We start from the raw sequence: 17,692 nt of genomic DNA on the forward strand, positions 1-17,692 counted from the left end.
GGGCGAATAATACCAATAAAATACCAATAGCCAAGAGTTAATTTCGGTTTCAAAAAGATTAAGGCGTATTTTATTGAAAAATCAACGTATTTTGCCGGCAGTCCAATTTCTGAGCAATGAATTCGTTAATGCGTGTGGACAAGTGGTATTTTTTTGGTATTGTTTTGTGAGTTGGAGGGAATTGGATGGCCGAGAAGCGCACAGAAGCGCATCACCAGAATGCCGAGGGACTGGACATCCAGGCCCCGGACGCCATCCTTTCCTTTTTGGCCGACGCACAGATCGAGGCCGCCAGGGCCGTGCGCGGCGCCATTCCCACTATTGCCAAGGCCGCCGAGATCATCGCCGGCCAGCTGGCCAGTGGCGGCAAGCTTGCCTATGCGGCGGCCGGCAGCTCGGGCCTGATGGCATTGGCCGATGCCCTGGAACTGCCGGGCACGTTCGGCATAGCGCGCGATCGGATCGCCATCCTGATTGCCGGCGGCGACGAAGCCTTCAAGGCACTGGCCGGTGGACCGGAGGACGACACCCAAGAGGCCTCGGCGGCCGTCGCTGGTGCCGGTATCGGCAATGGCGATTGCCTGATCGCCGTCTCGGCCAGCGGCTCGACGCCTTATGCGGTCAGGGCCCTGGAGGATGCGCGCAGCCGGGGTGCCGCGACCATCGCCATCGCCAACAACAAGGACACGCCGCTGCTCAAGCTGGCGGATGTCGCCATCCTGCTCGAGACGCCGCCGGAGATCATTGCCGGCTCGACCCGCATGGGCGCCGGCACGGCGCAGAAGATCGCGCTCAACATGCTGTCGACGCTCACCGCCATCCATCTCGGCCATGTCCATGACGGCTACATGGTCAATCTCACCGCCGACAACATCAAGCTGCGCGATCGCGCGGCACGCATCGTCGCCGCCATCAGCGGGCGCGGCAGGGACGATGCGGTGCGGCTGCTCGAAAAGAGCGGCGGCGTCGTCAAGACAGCCATTCTGCTCGCCGCCGGCGCCGCCAACGCCGATGCGGCTGAGAAGATACTGGAAAGGACCGGCCGGAAACTGCGGCCGGCGCTTTCCGCGATCGAGGGGAACAAGGGCGCGAAAGCCTCTGTTCTCAAAACCGAACCTGAAAAAGGTCAACAGGGAGACTGAGCATGACAACGAAACTACTGACGGCCCTTCTTCTCGGCACCAGCATTCTCGGCACCGCCGGGGTGGCCTATGCCGACGACGTAACGCTCAACATCGAAAGCTGGCGCGGCGACGACCTTGCCATCTGGAAAGACAAGCTGATCCCGGCTTTTGAGGCCAAGAACCCCGGCATCAAGGTGGTGTTCGCACCGTCGGCGCCGACCGAGTACGACGCGGCGCTGGGCGCCAAGCTCGCCGCCGGCTCGGCGGGAGACCTGATCACCTGCCGCCCGTTCGACAAGTCGCTGGTGCTCTACCAGAAGGGCAACCTCGCCGATCTGTCGGCGCTGCCCGGCATGGAGAATTTCTCCCCCGTGGCCAAGGCCGCCTGGCAGACCGACGACGGCAAGGCGACGTTCTGCGTGCCGATGGCCTCGGTCATCCACGGCTTCATCTACAACAAGGACGCCTTCGACAAGCTCGGCATCAAGGTGCCGGAGACTCGCGACGAATTCTTCGCCGCGCTCGACAAGATCAAGGCCGACGGCACCTACATCCCGATGGCGATGGGCACCAAGGATCTCTGGGAAGCAGCGACCATGGGCTACCAGAACATCGGCCCGAACTACTGGAAAGGCGAGGATGGCCGGACAGCGCTCATCAAGGGCGAGCAGAAGCTGACCGACAAGGACTGGGTGGCGCCGTATGAAGAACTTGCCAAGTGGAAGCCTTATCTTGGCGACGGCTTCGAGGCGCAGACCTACCCGGATAGCCAGAACCTGTTCACGCTCGGCCGCGCCGCCATCTACCCGGCCGGCTCGTGGGAGATAGCACTGTTCAACACCCAGGCGCAGTTCAAGATGGGCGCCTTCCCGCCGCCGGTCGAGAAGGCCGGCGACACCTGCTACATCTCCGACCACACTGACATCGGCATGGGCCTCAACGCGGCTTCGAAGAATGCCGATGCGGCCAAGACCTTCCTGTCCTGGGTCGCTTCGCCTGACTTCGCGACCATCTACGCCAACGCGCTGCCAGGCTTCTTCAGCCTGAACAACACGCCGGTGAAGATGGAAGACCCGCTTGCGCAGGAATTCGTCTCCTGGCGCGGCAAGTGCAAGTCGACTATCCGCTCGACCTACCAGATCCTGGGCCGCGGTACGCCGAACCTCGAAAACGAGACCTGGGTTGAATCGGCCAACGTCATCAACGGCACCGACACGCCGGAAGTGGCCGCCAAGAAGTTGCAGGACGGTCTCGACAGCTGGTACAAGCCGGCAAAGTAAGAGCTCAGGCAACGGGCCGGCCGGGCAAATGCCCGGCCGGCATTCGAGAAGCGTCTGTTTTGAGATTGCGATTGTCGGCCCTGCCTCTCAGCCTTCCTCGCTTTGCGGGGAAGGCGAAGCTGACGTGTCGCAGGCCTCCATTCTTGGATGCGGGCCGTGCATCGAGGCATCATCGAGCATCGCATCACCTGGAACCGAGAGACGGCGGGGACCGAACTCATGGCCGCACAAACACGACCCAAACGACCGTTCCGCTGGCACATCGGCATCTTCCTGGCGCCGGCGGTGCTGGTCTATACGGCGATCATGATCCTGCCGCTGGCCGGCACGCTGCAGCTGTCGCTGTTCCGCAACATCGAGCAACATCAGGTCTTCATCGGGCTGCAAAACTTCCGCACCCTATTCGGCGACCCTAACTGGTCCGTGGGCTTCTGGAATGCGCTCCGGAACAACGTCTGGTTCTTCATCATCCACATGCTGGTGCAGAACCCGATCGGGGTCCTGCTGGCGGCACTTCTGTCCAGCCCGCGGCTGAGGTTCTCCGCATTCTACCGCACGGCAATCTTCGTGCCGACCATCCTCTCCTTCGTCATCGTCGGCTTCGCCTGGAAGCTGATCCTGTCGCCGCTGTGGGGCGTGGCGCCGCATTTGCTCGACCTTGTCGGCCTGAAGAGCCTGTTCACGCCATGGCTCGGCAAGGAAGAGTACGCGCTGACCGCGCTCAGCCTGATTTCGGTCTGGCAGTTCGTCGGCATTCCGATGATGCTGATCTATGCGGCACTTCTGTCGATCCCCGATGAGGTGCTCGAGGCGGCCGAATGCGATGGCATCACCGGCATGTCGCAGTTCTGGAAGATCAAGCTGCCCCTGATCCTGCCGTCGATCGGCATCATCTCGATCCTCACCTTTGTCGGCAATTTCAACGCCTTCGACCTGATCTACACCGCGCAAGGAGCGCTTGCCGGGCCGAATTATTCGACCGACATCCTCGGCACCTACCTCTACCGCGCCTTCTTCGGCTTCCAGCTACAAATCGGCGATCCCAACATGGGCGCGGCGATCGCCACCATGATGTTCCTGATCATCCTCGGCGGCGTCTGCGTCTACCTCTTCCTCGTGCAGACGCGCCTGCGTCGCTACCAGTTCTGAGGGGCGACAGATGAGCACCGCAACCCGTTCGCTGCCCCGCACTATCGGCGCCCACGCGATCTTGTTGACCTATACGGCGATCGCGCTGTTTCCGGTCATCATCGTGATCATGAATTCGTTCAAGTCGCGCGCCGGCATTTTTGGCGAGCCGCTGACGCCGCCGACGCCGAAGACGTTCGACCTGATCGGCTACACCACGGTCATCGGCCAGGGTGACTTCATCCACTATTTCCAGAACAGCCTCGTCGTCACCGTCGCTTCGCTGTTCTTCGTGCTTCTGTTCGGCGCCATGGCCGCCTTCGCGCTGTCGGAATATCGCTTCCGCGGCAACACGCTGATGGGGCTTTATCTGGCGCTCGGCATCATGATCCCGATCCGGCTCGGCACCGTCGCCATCCTGCAATTGATGGTGGCGAGCGGCCTGGTCAACACGCTGACGGCGCTGATCCTGGTTTACACCGCGCAAGGCCTGCCGCTGGCTGTCTTTATCCTGTCGGAATTCATGAAGCAGGTGTCCGACGACCTGAAGAATGCCGGCCGCATCGACGGCCTGTCGGAATACACGATCTTCTTCCGGCTGGTGCTGCCGCTGGTCAGGCCGTCGATGGCGACAGTCGCGGTCTTCACCATGATCCCGATCTGGAACGATCTGTGGTTCCCGCTGATCCTGGCGCCGTCGGAAGAGACCAAGACGGTGACGCTCGGCGCGCAGCTCTTCCTCGGCCAGTTCGTCACCAACTGGAACGCCATCCTGGCAGCACTCTCGCTGGCGATCATGCCGGTGCTGATCCTCTACGTCATCTTCTCGCGGCAGCTGATCCGCGGCATCACGTCTGGAGCCGTCAAGTGAGTGACGGGCGAGAGACTATCGTACAGGCCCTCGTCGAGACAGCGAGCCGCTATGGATTCCGGGGCGTTCGCGCCACAAATTTCTACCGGGAGTGGCCAGAGACGATCTGCGTGCTGAACCTTCAGAAGTCTTCCTGGGGGCCGCAGTTCTATGTCAACGCCGCGGTGTGGTTTAAGCGGCTTGGGCCGGAGCGCCGGCCGAAGGAATACAACTGTCACATCATCTGGCGCGTCGACTCTCTGATGACTAGCGAGCAATCCAAGGCATTCACGGAGGCGCTCGATCTGGATCATTCGATCCCGGATGACCGGAGATATTCTCTGATCAAAGAGGGTGTCGATACGTACGGCTTCGGACTTCTGGCACGTTGCGAAAGCGAACAGGCTGCTCTGCAGATCGCCAGTGAGAATGGGCCGACTGTGAGGGTAGCTCTCAAGGCGCGCGGGCAAGAAAAGGCAGATTGAAATGGCTCAACCCCTTCGCGTCGTCGTCGCCGGCCTCGGCAATATGGGCCGCAGCCACGCGCTCGCCTATCACAACAATCCGGGCTTCGAGATCGCGGCACTGGTCAACCGCTCCGACGTGCCGCTGCCTGAAAAGCTTTCCGGCTATGGCATCAGGCGCTCCTTCGACGAGGCGTTGCGCGACGAGAAGCCCGATGTCGCCTCGATCGCCACCTATTCGGACAGCCATGCCGACTATGCGGTGAAGGCGTTCGAGGCCGGTTGCCATGTCTTTGTCGAAAAGCCGCTGGCAACGACCGTTGCCGATGCCGAGCGCGTCGTCGCGGCGGCCAAGGCCAACGGCAAAAAGCTGGTGATAGGCTACATCCTGCGCCATCATCCGTCATGGATCCGGCTGATCGCCGAGGCACGCAAGCTCGGCGGTCCGTACGTGTTCCGCATGAACCTCAACCAGCAATCCTCGGGCCATACCTGGGGCACGCACAAGCAGCTGATGCAGACGACCTCGCCGATCGTCGACTGCGGCGTGCACTATCTCGACGTGATGCTGCAGATCACCGACGCCAGGCCGGTCGAGGTGCGCGGCATGGGGGTGCGGCTGACCGAAGAGGTCGCGCCCTCGATGTACAATTACGGCCACCTGCAGGTGCTGTTCGATGACGGCTCGGTCGGCTGGTACGAGGCCGGCTGGGGGCCGATGATTTCGGAAACCGCCTTCTTCGTGAAGGACGTGATCTCACCGAACGGCTGCGTATCGATCGTCATGAAGGAAGGTGTCAAATCCGACGATATCGACACCCACACCAAGACCTCGACCATCCGCCTGCACAGTGCCGCGACCGGAGCCGACGGCAAGTTCGCCAGGCCCGACGAGATGCTGTCGATGGAAGGCGAGCCGGGCCACCAGGACCTGTGCGATCTCGAGCAGGCCTTTGTGCTCAAGGCGATCCGCGAGGATCTCGATCTCAACAGGCATATGGACGACGCGGTGAAGTCGCTCGCCGTCTGCCTTGCCGCCGACGAGAGCGTGCGCAGCGGCGCCGCCGTCAAACTCTAAAAGCTAGGAACCAATATTGTGGGCTCGCTGAAGATCGAGAATGTGAAGAAGGCTTTCGGGCCGGTCGAGGTGCTGAAGGGCATCAACCTCGAAGTGACGGACGGCGAGTTCGTCGTCTTCGTCGGCCCGTCCGGCTGCGGCAAGTCGACCTTGCTCAGGGTCATCGCCGGGCTGGAGGATTCGACCTCGGGCCGCGTGGTGATCGACGGCGACGACGTCTCCGTTACGCCACCGGCCAAGCGCGGCATCGCCATGGTGTTCCAGACCTATGCGCTCTACCCGCATCTGACGGTGAAGAACAATATGGGCCTCGGCCTGAAGCAGGCCAGCACGCCGGCGGCCGAGATCGACCGCCGCATCGGCATTGCGTCCTCGATGCTGTCGCTGGAGCCCTATCTCGAGAGGCGGCCGGCCGAACTCTCGGGCGGCCAGCGCCAGCGCGTCGCCATCGGCCGCGCCGTGGTGCGGGAACCCAAGCTTTTTCTCTTCGACGAGCCTTTGTCCAATCTCGATGCCGCGCTACGCGTCAACACCAGGCTGGAAATCGCGCAGCTGCATCGCCGGCTGAAAGCGACGATGATCTACGTCACCCACGACCAGGTCGAAGCGATGACGCTGGCCGACAAGATCGTCGTGCTCAATGCGGGCCGGATCGAGCAGATCGGCGGGCCGATGGAGCTCTACAATTCGCCGGCGAACGAATTCGTCGCCGGCTTCATCGGCTCACCGAAGATGAATTTCATCGACGGCGCGAGACTGGGCGAGACGGCCAAGACCATCGGCGTCCGGCCAGAGCACCTGACCGTTGACACGAAATCGGGAGCCTGGAAGGGCACGGTGGTGCATGCCGAGCACCTCGGCGCCGACACCAATCTCTATCTCGACTGCGAAAAGGCCGGGCTGATCACGGTGCGCATCTTCGGTGTCTACAATGCGGAGCCGGGTGCCACGCTTTATGCGACGCCGGACCCGGCGAAGACCTATCGCTTCGGGGTTGATGGGAAGGTGTTGAAGTAGCTTCGCAGCATTGGCCGGCGCTGCCCCTCATTGCCCCGCCGGGCATTTCTCCCCGCAAACGGGGAGAAAGAAAGCTGGCCGCAGCGCTGGCGCCTTTTCCGCAACGTAGGCGATCGGCGAAATCGTCGATGACGGCGTCCTTCTCCCCGTTCACGGGGAGAAGATGGCGGCAGCCAGTTGAGGGGCGGCGCAAGCCTGTGAGGTGATACGCCTACGCGTCCGCCTTGAACGTCTGCTTCTGCTGACCCAGCCCCTCAATACCGAGCTCGACAACATCGCCCGCCTTGAGGAACACCGGCGGCTTCATGCCCAGTCCGACGCCGGGCGGCGTGCCGGTGGATATGATGTCGCCGGGATGCAGCGACATGAACTGGCTGAGGTAGGAAACCAGATAGGCGACGCCGTAGACCATGGTCTTGGTCGAACCGTTCTGCATCGTCTTGCCGTTGACCGTCAGCCACATCTTGATGTTCTGCGGGTCGGCCACCTCGTCCTTGGTCACCAGCCACGGGCCGATCGGGCCGAATGTGTCGCAGCTCTTGCCCTTGGTCCACTGGCCCTGGCGTTCGGCCTGGAATGCGCGCTCCGACACGTCATGCGCGACGCAGTAGCCGGCAACATAATCCAGCGCCTCGGCCTCGCTGACATATTTTGCTTTTCTGCCAATAACCACGGCGAGTTCGACCTCCCAGTCGGTCTTGACCGAGCCGCGCGGGATCAGCACGTCGTCGTCAGGCCCGACGATGGCCGAGCTTGCCTTCATGAAGATGATCGGCTCCGGCGGCACTGTGGCGCCGGTCTCGGCGGCATGGTCGGAATAGTTCAGCCCGATGCAGATGAATTTTCCCGTGCCGGCGACGCAGGCGCCGATGCGAGGGTTACCGGAAACCGCCGGCAGCGATTTCGGATCGAGCTTCGACAGCATGTCCAGCGAGGCCGGATGAAGCACCGTGCCGGCGATGTCGGCGACATAAGCGGAGAGGTCGCGGATCGTCCCATCCGCATCGAGCAGGCCGGGACGTTCGCTCCCTACCTCGCCATAGCGCAGCAGTTTCATGCAGTCTTTCTCCTGATTGCGGCCCGAGGCCTTTTGCAAACTCTCCGCCGAGGCAACGATATGGTTTTCAGAAACCGGGCGGAACGTACCTATTGGACCTGACTCCGGGCAAGCGCAGAAGCCATTTCAAGCGCTGGCGGGGTGGGATTTTCAGACTCCTCGATCCTGATCCATCCATGACCTTTTCCGAAAACCGGTTCCCACTTTTCGGGATCATGGTCAGATCGACCAGCCGCCATCGATGTTGTAGGCCTGCCCCGACGTGTAGGTGGCGCCGGCCAGATAGACGGCGAGATCGGCGATTTCCTCCGGCGTGCCGAGACGGCCCATCGGCTGGCGGGCGATGAAGGCGGTGCGGGCGGCTTCGTAGTCGCCTTGCGCATGCATGCGATCCTGCAGCGACGGGCTCTCGACGGTGCCGGGGCAGATGGCGTTGCAGCGTATGCCCTTGCCGACATAGTCGGCGGCGACCGCCTTGGTCAGGCCGATGACCGCGGCCTTGGTGACGCCATAAGCGAAACGGTTGGGCACGCCTTTGCCGGCACCGGCGACCGAAGACATGTTGACGATCGATCCGCCGCCACGGTCCAGCATTCCCGGCAGCACGGCGCGGATGGTACGGATCATCGCGCGCACATTGAGGTTGAAGGCGAAGTCGAGATCGGCGTCCGCCATTTCGAGGATCGAGCCGGAATGGACGAAGCCAGCGCAATTGAACAGCACATCGACAGGCCCGATTTCGGCGAAGCCCGATTTCACCGCCTCGTCGTTCAGCACATCGAGCTTGCGGGTCTTGATGTCAGACGTCTTGCCGAGTTCGGCCAGCAGCACCTCGTTGATGTCGGTGGCGTGCACCACGGCGCCTGCTTTGGCGAAGGCCAGCGCGCTCGCCCTGCCGATGCCTTGCGCCGCTGCGGTGACGACAACGACCTTGCCTGCCAGATCCGCCATGCTTTTCTCCTCGACTGTATGTCGCCGCCCGGATTTCTAAGGGCATTCGGCCAATGTGCAATGTGCCAGGCAGGCACTATCGTGCCGCCTGTGCGGGGGCGTGCCCCTGCAGGCCAATTGTTTTTTCTCGTTAAAGAACATCCATTGACCCGTCAAGCCCGAACGTCAGCGCCGGACGCTCGGGTGGACCGTCAGTCGCCGTAGGGCACCCAGACGTTCTTGACCTCGACGGCACGGCGCAGGAAAGCGTCCCCTGCGGCTTCGCCCGATGCCCAGTCGAGGCTGCGGCCATTGCCGGTCCAGACGCGCTTGAGGTTGCCGATCGAGTCGGCTTCCGCCTTGGCGCAGGTCTCGGCATCGGCAAACACCCAGAGCCCGTCGACATCGTCGTGCTTGGCCAGCACGCCGGCAAGCTCGGCGCTGCGGCCGGTGACGATGTTGATGGCGCCGGCCGGAACGTCGGAATACTCGATCACCTGATAGAGATCGGTGGCCAGGAGCGGATATTTTTCCGAAGGCACCGCCACCACCGTGTTGCCCATGGCGAGCGCCGGAGCAACCAGCGAGATCAGACCGAGCAAGGGTGCTGCGTCGGGCGCGACGATGCCGACGACGCCGACCGGCTCGTGCAGCGCCAATGTGACAGCCCGGGCAGGCGGCTGGTGCACGCGGCCCTCGAACTTGTCGGCGAGGCCGGCATAGAGGAACAGCCGCTCGATCGACTGCTCGACCTCTTCGCGCGCGGCTTTTGCCGCCACACCCGTAAGCTGGACAAGACGCGCGGCGAATTCATCGGCACGGCCGGACAGGTTTTCGGCCAGATAATAGAGCACCTGGGCACGATTGTAGGCGGTCGCTTCCGGCCAGCCCTTGCAGGCGCGGGCAGCCGAGACGGCGTCGCGGATATCCTTGCGGTTGCCGAGCCCAACCTCGCCTGCAAGCTTGCCCTTGGCAGTGGCAATGCCAAGCGAATAATTGCCGTCCGGCCTGACCTGCTTGCCGCCGATGAACAGCTTTGCCGTGCGATCGATGGCGTCGCCTTCAGATTGCTCGACAGGCTGCGCGGAAGATGTCGTCGGCTTGATCACCGGGCCGAGCGGCAGTTTCACGGACAGATATTCGAACATCCCCTCGCGGCCGCCTTCGCGGCCGAAGCCGCTCTCGCGGTAGCCGCCGAAGCCGCAGGCGGCGTCGAACATGTTGGTGCCGTTGACCCAGACGACGCCGGCCTTCAGCTGCGGCGCGACATGCAGCGCAAGGTTGACGTTTTCGCTCCACACCGAGGCTGCCAGCCCATAGCGCGTGTTGTTGGCGAGCTCGATCGCTTCCTCGGTGTTGCGGAAGGTCATGGTGGCCAGCACCGGGCCGAACACCTCCTCCTGCGCCAAGATATTAGCCGGCGAAACACCAGTCGCGAGCGTTGGCAGATGGTAATAGCCGGAGGACGGCAGTGCAGCATCGGGCTGCCAGCAGACGGCGCCCTGTTTTGCCCCTTCGGCGACCAGTCCCTTGACGCGCTCGAGCTGGGTCAAGTCGACCAGCGGGCCGATATCGGTGTTCTTGTCCAGCGGGCTGCCGACGCGCAGCCGGCCCATTCGGGTCTTGACCTTGGCGATCAAGGCATCGGCGATGCCTTCCTGCACCAGAAGCCGCGAGCCGGCGCAGCAGACCTGGCCCTGGTTGAACCAGATGCCGTCGACCAGGCCCTCGACGGCGCTGTCGAGATCGGCGTCCTCGAAGACGACGAAGGCCGACTTGCCGCCGAGCTCCAGCGATATCTTTTTCCCCGATCCCGCCGTGGCTTTGCGGATGATCTTGCCGACCTCGGATGAGCCGGTAAAGGCGATCTTCTGGACGCCCGGATGGTTGACGATTGCAGCACCCGCCTCCGGCCCGCCTTGGACGATGTTGACGACGCCTTTGGGCACGCCTGCCCGTTCGCAGATCTCGGCGAACAGGATGGCGGTGAGCGGCGTGAACTCGGCCGGCTTCAGCACCACCGGGCAGCCGGCGGCGAGTGCCGGCGCGATCTTCCAGGCCAGCATCAGCAGCGGGAAGTTCCACGGGATGATCTGGCCGACGACGCCGACGCCCTTATGATCTGCGAAATCCTTGTCCAGCGCCTGTGCCCAGCCGGCATGGTGGATGAAATGGCGGATGGCTAAAGGCACGTCGATATCACGGCTTTCGCGGATCGGCTTGCCGTTGTCGATCGATTCCAGCACCGCGAACAGGCGCTGATGGCGCTGCATGGCGCGGCCGATGGCATAGAGCACCTTGGCTCGGCTGTAGCCGGTGCTGGCGCTCCATTTCGGCAAGGCTTTTGCTGCAGCCGCAACCGCGGCGTCGATATCGGCTGCACCCGCATCCGAGACTTTTGCGAGCAGCTTGCCGGAGGCGGGATCGCTGGTGTCGAAGGTCTGGCCGCTGCCCGCCGCCTTCCACTCGCCGCCGATGAACAGCGCCTTGCCGAAATCTCGCGCGGCAAGCCAGGCGTCCGCCTCGTTGCGGGCCTCCGGCGCCGGGCCGTAATCCATGGCGTGATAGCGTTCGATAATGTTCATCGGGCGTCTCCGCTAGGAGGAGGTTTTTGTGCGGCGCGGTGTGGCGCCTCAGGCCATCGCGTGGCGATGGTTGGCCGAGTAATGGCCGGTCAGATGGTGTTCGAGCTGGCGCTCGATGTCGGTCAGCAGGCTCGATGCGCCGAAGCGGAACAGGTCGGGCTCCAGCCATGGCCGGCCCAACTCTTCCTTCATCAGCACCAGCCAGTCGAGCGAGGCCTTGGCGGTGGAAATGCCGCCGGCCGGCTTGAAGCCGATAAGATAGCCGGTTTCCTCGAAATAAGCGCGGATGGCGCGCACCATGGCGAGGCCGACGGGCAGCGTCGCGTTGACGCTTTCCTTGCCGGTCGAGGTCTTGATGAAATCCGCGCCCGCCATCATCGCCACCATCGAGGCCAGCATGACGTTGCGCAGCGTGGCGAGGTCGCCGGTGCCGAGAATGACCTTGAGATGCGCCTCGCCGCAGGCTTCGCGCATCGAAACGATCTCGTTGTAGAGTTCCTGCCATTTCGCCCCGAAGACCAGCCCGCGCGGAATGACGACGTCGATCTCGTCGGCCCCGTCGCGGACCGAGGCTTCAATCTCCTGCAGGCGCGTCGACAGCGGCGCGAGACCGTGCGGGAAGGCGGTCGAGACGGCAGCGACATGGATGCCGGTGCCGCGCACGGCATCGACGGCGGTGGCGACGAAGGGATGATAGACGCAGACCGCCGCCGGGCGGATGGTTTCGCCCGCTATGCCCAGGCCTTCGACGATGTCGCGGCGAAACGGGTTGATCGCCTTGGCGCAGAGCCGGCGCACGCGCTCCTCGGTATCGTTGGAATTCAGTGTCGTCAGGTCCATGCAGGCGACGGCGCGCAGCAGCCAGGCCGCCTGGTTGTCGGCCTTGATCGAGCGCCGCTTGGTCAGGCTGGCGACACGGCGCTCCAGCGCCGAGCGGTTGACGCTGCGCACCGATTCCATGAAGCCGAGATCGAGCCGCATGCCGGGATTGCGGGCAATAGCGTGGTCCGGCAGTGCGGGCGTGTTGGCGGCGGTGCGCGCCGGCAGCGGCGTGACCTTGGACGCGCCGACGTCGGCTTCACGGATTGTGCTGCTCATCTCCTGCCCTCTTCATTCAGCGGCGTGCGCCGAAGATAGCCCGTGAAGGTGCACTTCACGAGTCCTCAAGCGGCTCATAGCTGAAAAAGGCAGCGAAAGCAGCAGATCTTTGACCGCGTGGTCAAAAATGCAGATTTGGCGGAAGGACGTTAAACGTCCCGACGTCTCAGCCGACGAAGGCGCGCTCGACGACGAAGCTCGACGGATGATGCAGCGAGCCTTCCTCGAAGCCCAGGCTCTCGGCCAGTTCCTTGACGTCCTTGAGCATGTGCATCGAGCCGCAGATCATGATGCGGTCGGTCTCGGGGTTGAGCTTGTCGATGCCGAGGTCGCTGTAGAACTTGCCCGAGCCGATAAGCGCGGTGATTCGGCCCATGCGCGCCGACTCTTCGCGCGTCGTCGAATTGTAGAGGGTGACGCGGCCGCCGGTCAGTTCGCCGATCAGCGGGTCGTTTTCGAGTGCGGCGACCAGCTCCTGGCCGTAAACCAGCTCGGCATTGTCGCGGCAGGTGTGGGTCAGGATGACCTGCTCGAACTTCTCATAGGTGTCGGGATCGCGCAGCAGGCTGGCGAAGGGCGCGATGCCGGTGCCGGTCGAGATCATGAACAGGCGCTTTGCCGGGGTCAGCGCATCGAGCACCAGCGTGCCGGTCGACTTCTGGCGCATGATGACGGTGTCGCCAACCTGGATCTTCTGCAGCTCGGAGGTCAGCGGGCCGTCCGGCACCTTGATCGAGAAAAATTCCAGTTCGTCGTCCCAGGACGGGCTGGCGACCGAATAGGCGCGGTACACCGGCTTCTCGGCATTGGGCAGGCCGATCATGACGAACTCGCCGGAGCGGAAGCGCAGCGACTGCGGCCGGGTGATGCGGAACGAGAACAGACGGTCGGTGTAGTGCTTCACCGAGACGACCGTTTCGGCATAGACATTGGCCGGAATCGGAAACTGCAGCGGCCGGGCGCCGGCGGTGTTGAACGCGGATGTGGTGTTCATCAAATCCAACCTTCTGGCCCAATTTCAGACGCGGGCGCCAAACCTTCTCCTGCACGCCCGAACCAGTCAGGTTCCGGCGTGCCCTTTGCACACTGCGAAGCGGTAAGCTCTTGTGTCCCGAATTTATTAGTATACAAATGATATTTGCGTCAAGAGACCAGCGTAAAACACCTTTCCAAACTGTGACATATCCGTAGTCCGGGCATTTCGGGTTTCGACAATGAAAGAGAATTTTTCGGCGTTACCGGGCAATGTCGTCGCCGGCATCGATGTTGGCGGAACCTTTACCGACCTGCTTTTGATCGATGGCAAAGACGGCGGCCGGGTGCATATTGCCAAGACCCCGACCACGGTCGACAACCAGGCCTTCGGCGTCGTTTCAGCGCTTGGCGCCACCGGCTTTCCCATCGACGGCATCGACCTCATCGTGCACGGCACGACCACCACCACCAACGCCGTGCTGGAGCGCCGGCTGGCGAAAACCGGCATGATCACCACGCGCGGCTTTCGCGACGTGATCGAACTCGGCCGGCGCACCCGGCCGCAGCCCTATGGCATGACAGGAACGTTCGTGCCGGTCATTCCGCGCAATCTCAGGCTCGAAGTGTCGGAGCGGGTCGAGGCCTCTGGCGCGGTTCGCGTTCCGCTCGACGAAGCCGAGATGCGCATGGCTGTCTCACAGCTGATCGAGGCCGGCTGCGAATCCCTCGTCATCCACTTCCTGCATTCCTATGCCAATCCGGCGCATGAGCGCCGCGCCGCCGAAATCGCCGCCGAACTTTGGCCGAACGGCTACATCACCGCGGGCCATGCGCTGCTGTCGGAAGCGCGCGAGTTCGAGCGCGGCGTGACGGCATCGGTCAACGCCTCGGTGCAGCCGATCCTCGAGCGCTATGTCGAAAGGCTGCGCAAGGAGCTTGGAGCAAAAGGCTACGCCCGCGATTTTTTGATCATGAACGGCAATGGCGGCATGATCTCGGCCCGTTTCGTCACCCGTGAATCGGCAAAGACCGTCATGTCGGGGCCGGCCTCGGGCGTCATCGCTGCCGCCTATACCGGCAAGCGCGCCGGCTTCGAGAACTTGGTCACCTACGACATGGGCGGCACCTCGACCGACGTGGCGCTGATCCGCAACGCCGAGCCGGCGGTGTCGAACGAGATCGAGATCGAATATGCAATGCCGATCCATGTGCCGATGGTGGCGGTGCACACGGTTGGCGCCGGCGGCGGCTCGATCGCCCGCGTCGATGCCGCGGGGCTGATCCAGATCGGCCCGGAAAGTGCCGGCGCCAATCCCGGCCCGATCTGCTACGGGCGCGGCGGAAACGAGCCGACCGTCACCGACGCCAATCTGGTGCTCGGACGGCTGGCGCCGAAGAAACTGCTGGCGGTGGAAAATCCCGTCACCGTCGAGCGCGTTACCGGCATATTCGAGGACAAGATCGGCAAGGACACCGGCCTTTCCGGCGTCGAAGCCGCAGGTGCGGTGCTCAGGCTCGGCAACATGAAAATGGCCGGCGCCATCCGCATGGTCTCGGTGTCGCGTGGCCACGACCCGCGCGATTTTGCGCTGTTTGCCTTTGGCGGTGCCGGGCCGCTGCATGCGACAGCACTGGCGCGCGAGCTTGGCCTGCCCAAGGTGCTGGTGCCGGCGCGGCCTGGCATCACCAATGCGCTCGGTTGCGTGGTCGCCGATCTCCGGCACGACTTCGTCAACACCGTCAACCAGCCGGTGTCCAGTCTCGATGAGACCCAGCTTCACGCCATATTGGAACGGCACCGGAACGAAGGCGAGGAGCTGATCGGCAAGGAAGCGGTAAAGCCGGAGACGATCCGCGTCACCCATTCCGCCGACATGCAGTTCGTCGGCCAGACCCACATCATCAACGTGCCGCTGCCTTCCTCTTCCGTCACACGTGAAATGTTGCAGCTTCTGTTCGAAAAGGCCTATTTCGCCCGCTTCAAGGTCGAATTGCCGGAGATCCGCGCCAACCTGGTCAACCTCAACACCTCGGTGACCGGTGTCAGGCCAGCGATCGATCTGTCGCGGCTGATCGACCCGGCCGGTCGCGCGGCGACGCTCGCCGACGCACGGCGCGAAATCCGGCCGGTCTGGTACGCCGGCACCTGGCACGACACGCCGATCTACGCACGCGAAAAACTGCCGCTCGATGCGGTGATAGAAGGTCCGGCGATCCTGGAGCAGATGGACGCCACCACGGTGCTCGAACCCGGCGACCGGGCGCGTTCGGACGCCGATGGCAACATCATCATCGACATTGGCGAGGCCTGAGATGGCAAGGCTCGACACCATCACGCTTTCGGTACTTCAGGCAGCCCTGCAACAGGTCTGCGACGAGATGGACCTGACATTTTCGCGCGCCGCCTTCTCGCCGGTCATCGCCGAAGCCAACGACCGTTCCGACGGCATATATTCGGCGCTCGACGGCTCGCTGATCGCGCAGGGCTCGCAGGGTCTGCCGGTGTTTGTCGGCGTCATGCAATATTCGACCAAGACGGTCATAGAGATGATCGCCGACGGGCGCTGCCTGCCGCCCGAGCCAGGCGACATCTACATCGTCAACGATCCCTATCTCGGCGGCACGCATCTGATGGATGTCCGCTTCGCCATGCCGGTGTACCGGAACGGCAAGATTTTCTGCTGGCTGTCGAACACCGGCCACTGGCCCGACATCGGCGGTTCGGTGCCGGGCGGCTTCTCGGCCTCCGCAACCGCGGTCGAGCAGGAAGGGCTGCGGCTGCCGCCGGTAAAGCTGTTCAAGAAGGGCGTGCTCGACGCGGAGATCTACGCCATCATCTGCTCCAACATCCGTGTTGCCGATCAACGCATCGGCGATATCCGGGCGCAGGCCGCGGCACTGCTGATCGGCCAGGACCGCCTCAATGGGATCCTCGATCGTTACGGAGATGAAACGGTTGTCGAGGCGATCGCGGAACTGCGCCGCCGCGCCGCCGAGCAGATGCGCGCCAACATTGCCGCCATCCCGGATGGAACCTACCGGTCAAAAGCCTTCGTCGATTCCGACGGGGTGGTGAACGAGCCGCTGACCATCGCGCTAGCCGTCGAGAAGCAGGGCGATATGCTGACCTTCGACTTTTCCGGCTCATCAAAGCCCTGCGCCGGGCCGATGAACAGCGTGCTGGCGACGACCTTGTCGTCGGTCTATCTCGCCATGCGCCACATCTTTCCGGACGTGCCGATCAGCGCCGGCGCCTTCGAGCCACTCATCGTCAAGCGACCGGAAGGCACCTTCCTCGATGCCAGATATCCGCGTCCGGTGTCGGGCTGCGCGGCCGAGGTTTCGCAGCGCATCGCCGAAGCGGTGTTCGCGGCCATGGTGCAGGCGCTGCCAGACAAGGTGACGGCGGCTCCCGCCGGCTCCAGCGGTAATTTCGCGCTCGGCGGCAACGACCCGGTGCGTGGCCGCGACTACGTCATGTACCAGATTTCCGGCGGCGGCTATGGCGGCAATGCCGGCCATGACGGCCTGACCAATGGCTGCTCGACCATCGGCATTTCCAAATCGCCGCCCGTCGAGATCATGGAGCAGGCCTTTCCCGTGCTCTACCGCCACTATGCCCTGCGCGAAGGCTCCGGCGGCGCCGGCAAGCAGCGCGGCGGTTTCGGGCTCGCCTATGAGGTCGAGATCCTGCGCGGCGACGCCCGCGCCTCCTTCGTTATGGATCACGGCCGCTTCGGCCCGCAAGGCGCGCTTGGCGGTAGGGACGGCGCCCCCAACACGGTGACGGTGTTCCGCGGCGGCGAGGCGCATGTGCCGCCGCACCTTTCCAAGGAGCAGGATATCGCGCTCAAGGCCGGCGACCGCGTGCGCGTCGGTACGCCTGGCGGCGGCGGCTATGGCGATCCGCTAGCTCGTGACCCGGCGCTGGTCGCGCGCGACGTGGCGCTCGGCTACTATACGCCAGAACAGGCCAGAGAGATGTTTGGAGCCACCGTTGATGATGCTGGATGGTCCAAGTGCCGTGTCTGCGGGCTGGGTCAATTCCCGGATTTGCCTTGGGGTGAAAACGGCGAAGAACCCAGCCATGACATATGCGTCTGTTG

Annotated in this window: 13 protein-coding genes and 1 pseudogene; 9 read left to right on the forward strand and 5 right to left on the reverse strand. The window is 63.4% G+C overall.

Annotated elements, in window-relative coordinates; translation table 11 throughout:
- Positions 1–185: 185 nt before the first annotated feature.
- The 7 genes from ACSQ3Z_RS05995 (at position 186) to ACSQ3Z_RS06025 (ending at position 6,941) form a co-directional block, all read left to right on the forward strand.
- Positions 186–1,142 (forward strand): N-acetylmuramic acid 6-phosphate etherase, encoded by a 957-nt coding sequence (locus ACSQ3Z_RS05995; protein WP_436170424.1) that lies wholly within the window; start codon positions 186–188, stop codon positions 1,140–1,142.
- A gap of 2 nt (positions 1,143–1,144) precedes the next feature.
- Positions 1,145–2,404, forward strand: coding sequence for an ABC transporter substrate-binding protein (locus ACSQ3Z_RS06000; protein ID WP_436170425.1), 1,260 nt, complete (start codon positions 1,145–1,147; stop codon positions 2,402–2,404).
- A 219-nt stretch (positions 2,405–2,623) separates the two neighbouring features.
- Positions 2,624–3,553 carry a carbohydrate ABC transporter permease gene (locus ACSQ3Z_RS06005; protein ID WP_436171841.1) on the forward strand — a complete coding sequence of 310 codons (930 nt, stop codon included), beginning with the start codon at positions 2,624–2,626 and terminating at the stop codon, positions 3,551–3,553.
- A 10-nt stretch (positions 3,554–3,563) separates the two neighbouring features.
- The gene (locus ACSQ3Z_RS06010) at positions 3,564–4,403 is read left to right on the forward strand and encodes a carbohydrate ABC transporter permease (protein WP_436170426.1); all 840 of its coding nucleotides are present in this window, start codon (positions 3,564–3,566) and stop codon (positions 4,401–4,403) included.
- Positions 4,400–4,867: a DUF4304 domain-containing protein gene (locus ACSQ3Z_RS06015; RefSeq protein ID WP_436170427.1), complete on the forward strand. Its 468-nt coding sequence runs from the start codon at positions 4,400–4,402 to the stop codon at positions 4,865–4,867. The genes ACSQ3Z_RS06010 and ACSQ3Z_RS06015 overlap by 4 nt, the downstream gene beginning before the upstream one ends.
- A 1-nt stretch (position 4,868) precedes the next feature.
- Positions 4,869–5,924, forward strand: coding sequence for a Gfo/Idh/MocA family protein (locus tag ACSQ3Z_RS06020; protein WP_436170428.1), 1,056 nt, complete (start codon positions 4,869–4,871; stop codon positions 5,922–5,924).
- Positions 5,925–5,942: 18 nt separating this feature from the next.
- Positions 5,943–6,941, forward strand: coding sequence for an ABC transporter ATP-binding protein (locus ACSQ3Z_RS06025; RefSeq protein ID WP_436170429.1), 999 nt, complete (start codon positions 5,943–5,945; stop codon positions 6,939–6,941).
- 211 nt (positions 6,942–7,152) lie between these two features.
- Here the strand turns inward: ACSQ3Z_RS06025 and ACSQ3Z_RS06030 are convergent, their stop codons facing one another.
- From ACSQ3Z_RS06030 to ACSQ3Z_RS06050, 5 genes are all read right to left on the reverse strand, one after another.
- Positions 7,153–7,998, reverse strand: a complete 846-nt coding sequence (locus ACSQ3Z_RS06030) for a fumarylacetoacetate hydrolase family protein (RefSeq protein ID WP_436170430.1) — start codon at positions 7,996–7,998, stop codon at positions 7,153–7,155.
- Positions 7,999–8,217: 219 nt separating this feature from the next.
- Positions 8,218–8,949, reverse strand: a complete 732-nt coding sequence (locus ACSQ3Z_RS06035) for an SDR family oxidoreductase (protein WP_436170431.1) — start codon at positions 8,947–8,949, stop codon at positions 8,218–8,220.
- Between the two features lie 191 nt (positions 8,950–9,140).
- Positions 9,141–11,513 carry an aldehyde dehydrogenase family protein gene (locus tag ACSQ3Z_RS06040; protein WP_436170432.1) on the reverse strand — a complete coding sequence of 791 codons (2,373 nt, stop codon included), beginning with the start codon at positions 11,511–11,513 and terminating at the stop codon, positions 9,141–9,143.
- Between the two features lie 48 nt (positions 11,514–11,561).
- Positions 11,562–12,611 (reverse strand): deoxyribose-phosphate aldolase, encoded by a 1,050-nt coding sequence (deoC, locus tag ACSQ3Z_RS06045; RefSeq protein WP_436170433.1) that lies wholly within the window; start codon positions 12,609–12,611, stop codon positions 11,562–11,564.
- 166 nt (positions 12,612–12,777) lie between these two features.
- A complete protein-coding gene (locus tag ACSQ3Z_RS06050; protein WP_436170434.1) occupies positions 12,778–13,605 on the reverse strand; it encodes a ferredoxin--NADP reductase in 828 nt (275 codons plus the stop codon).
- Between the two features lie 220 nt (positions 13,606–13,825).
- Here ACSQ3Z_RS06050 and ACSQ3Z_RS06055 point away from each other — a divergent pair, with 220 nt between their 5' ends.
- Together ACSQ3Z_RS06055 and ACSQ3Z_RS06060 are read left to right on the forward strand one after the other, a co-directional pair.
- Positions 13,826–15,898 (forward strand): hydantoinase/oxoprolinase family protein, encoded by a 2,073-nt coding sequence (locus tag ACSQ3Z_RS06055; RefSeq protein WP_436170435.1) that lies wholly within the window; start codon positions 13,826–13,828, stop codon positions 15,896–15,898.
- Position 15,899: 1 nt separating this feature from the next.
- Positions 15,900–17,597 (forward strand): annotated as a pseudogene (locus ACSQ3Z_RS06060) (hydantoinase B/oxoprolinase family protein); the annotation flags it as partial.
- Positions 17,598–17,692: the final 95 nt, after the last annotated feature.

Source organism: Mesorhizobium sp. LjNodule214 (assembly GCF_964252735.1).
In the GTDB taxonomy this organism is placed as follows: domain Bacteria; phylum Pseudomonadota; class Alphaproteobacteria; order Rhizobiales; family Rhizobiaceae; genus Mesorhizobium.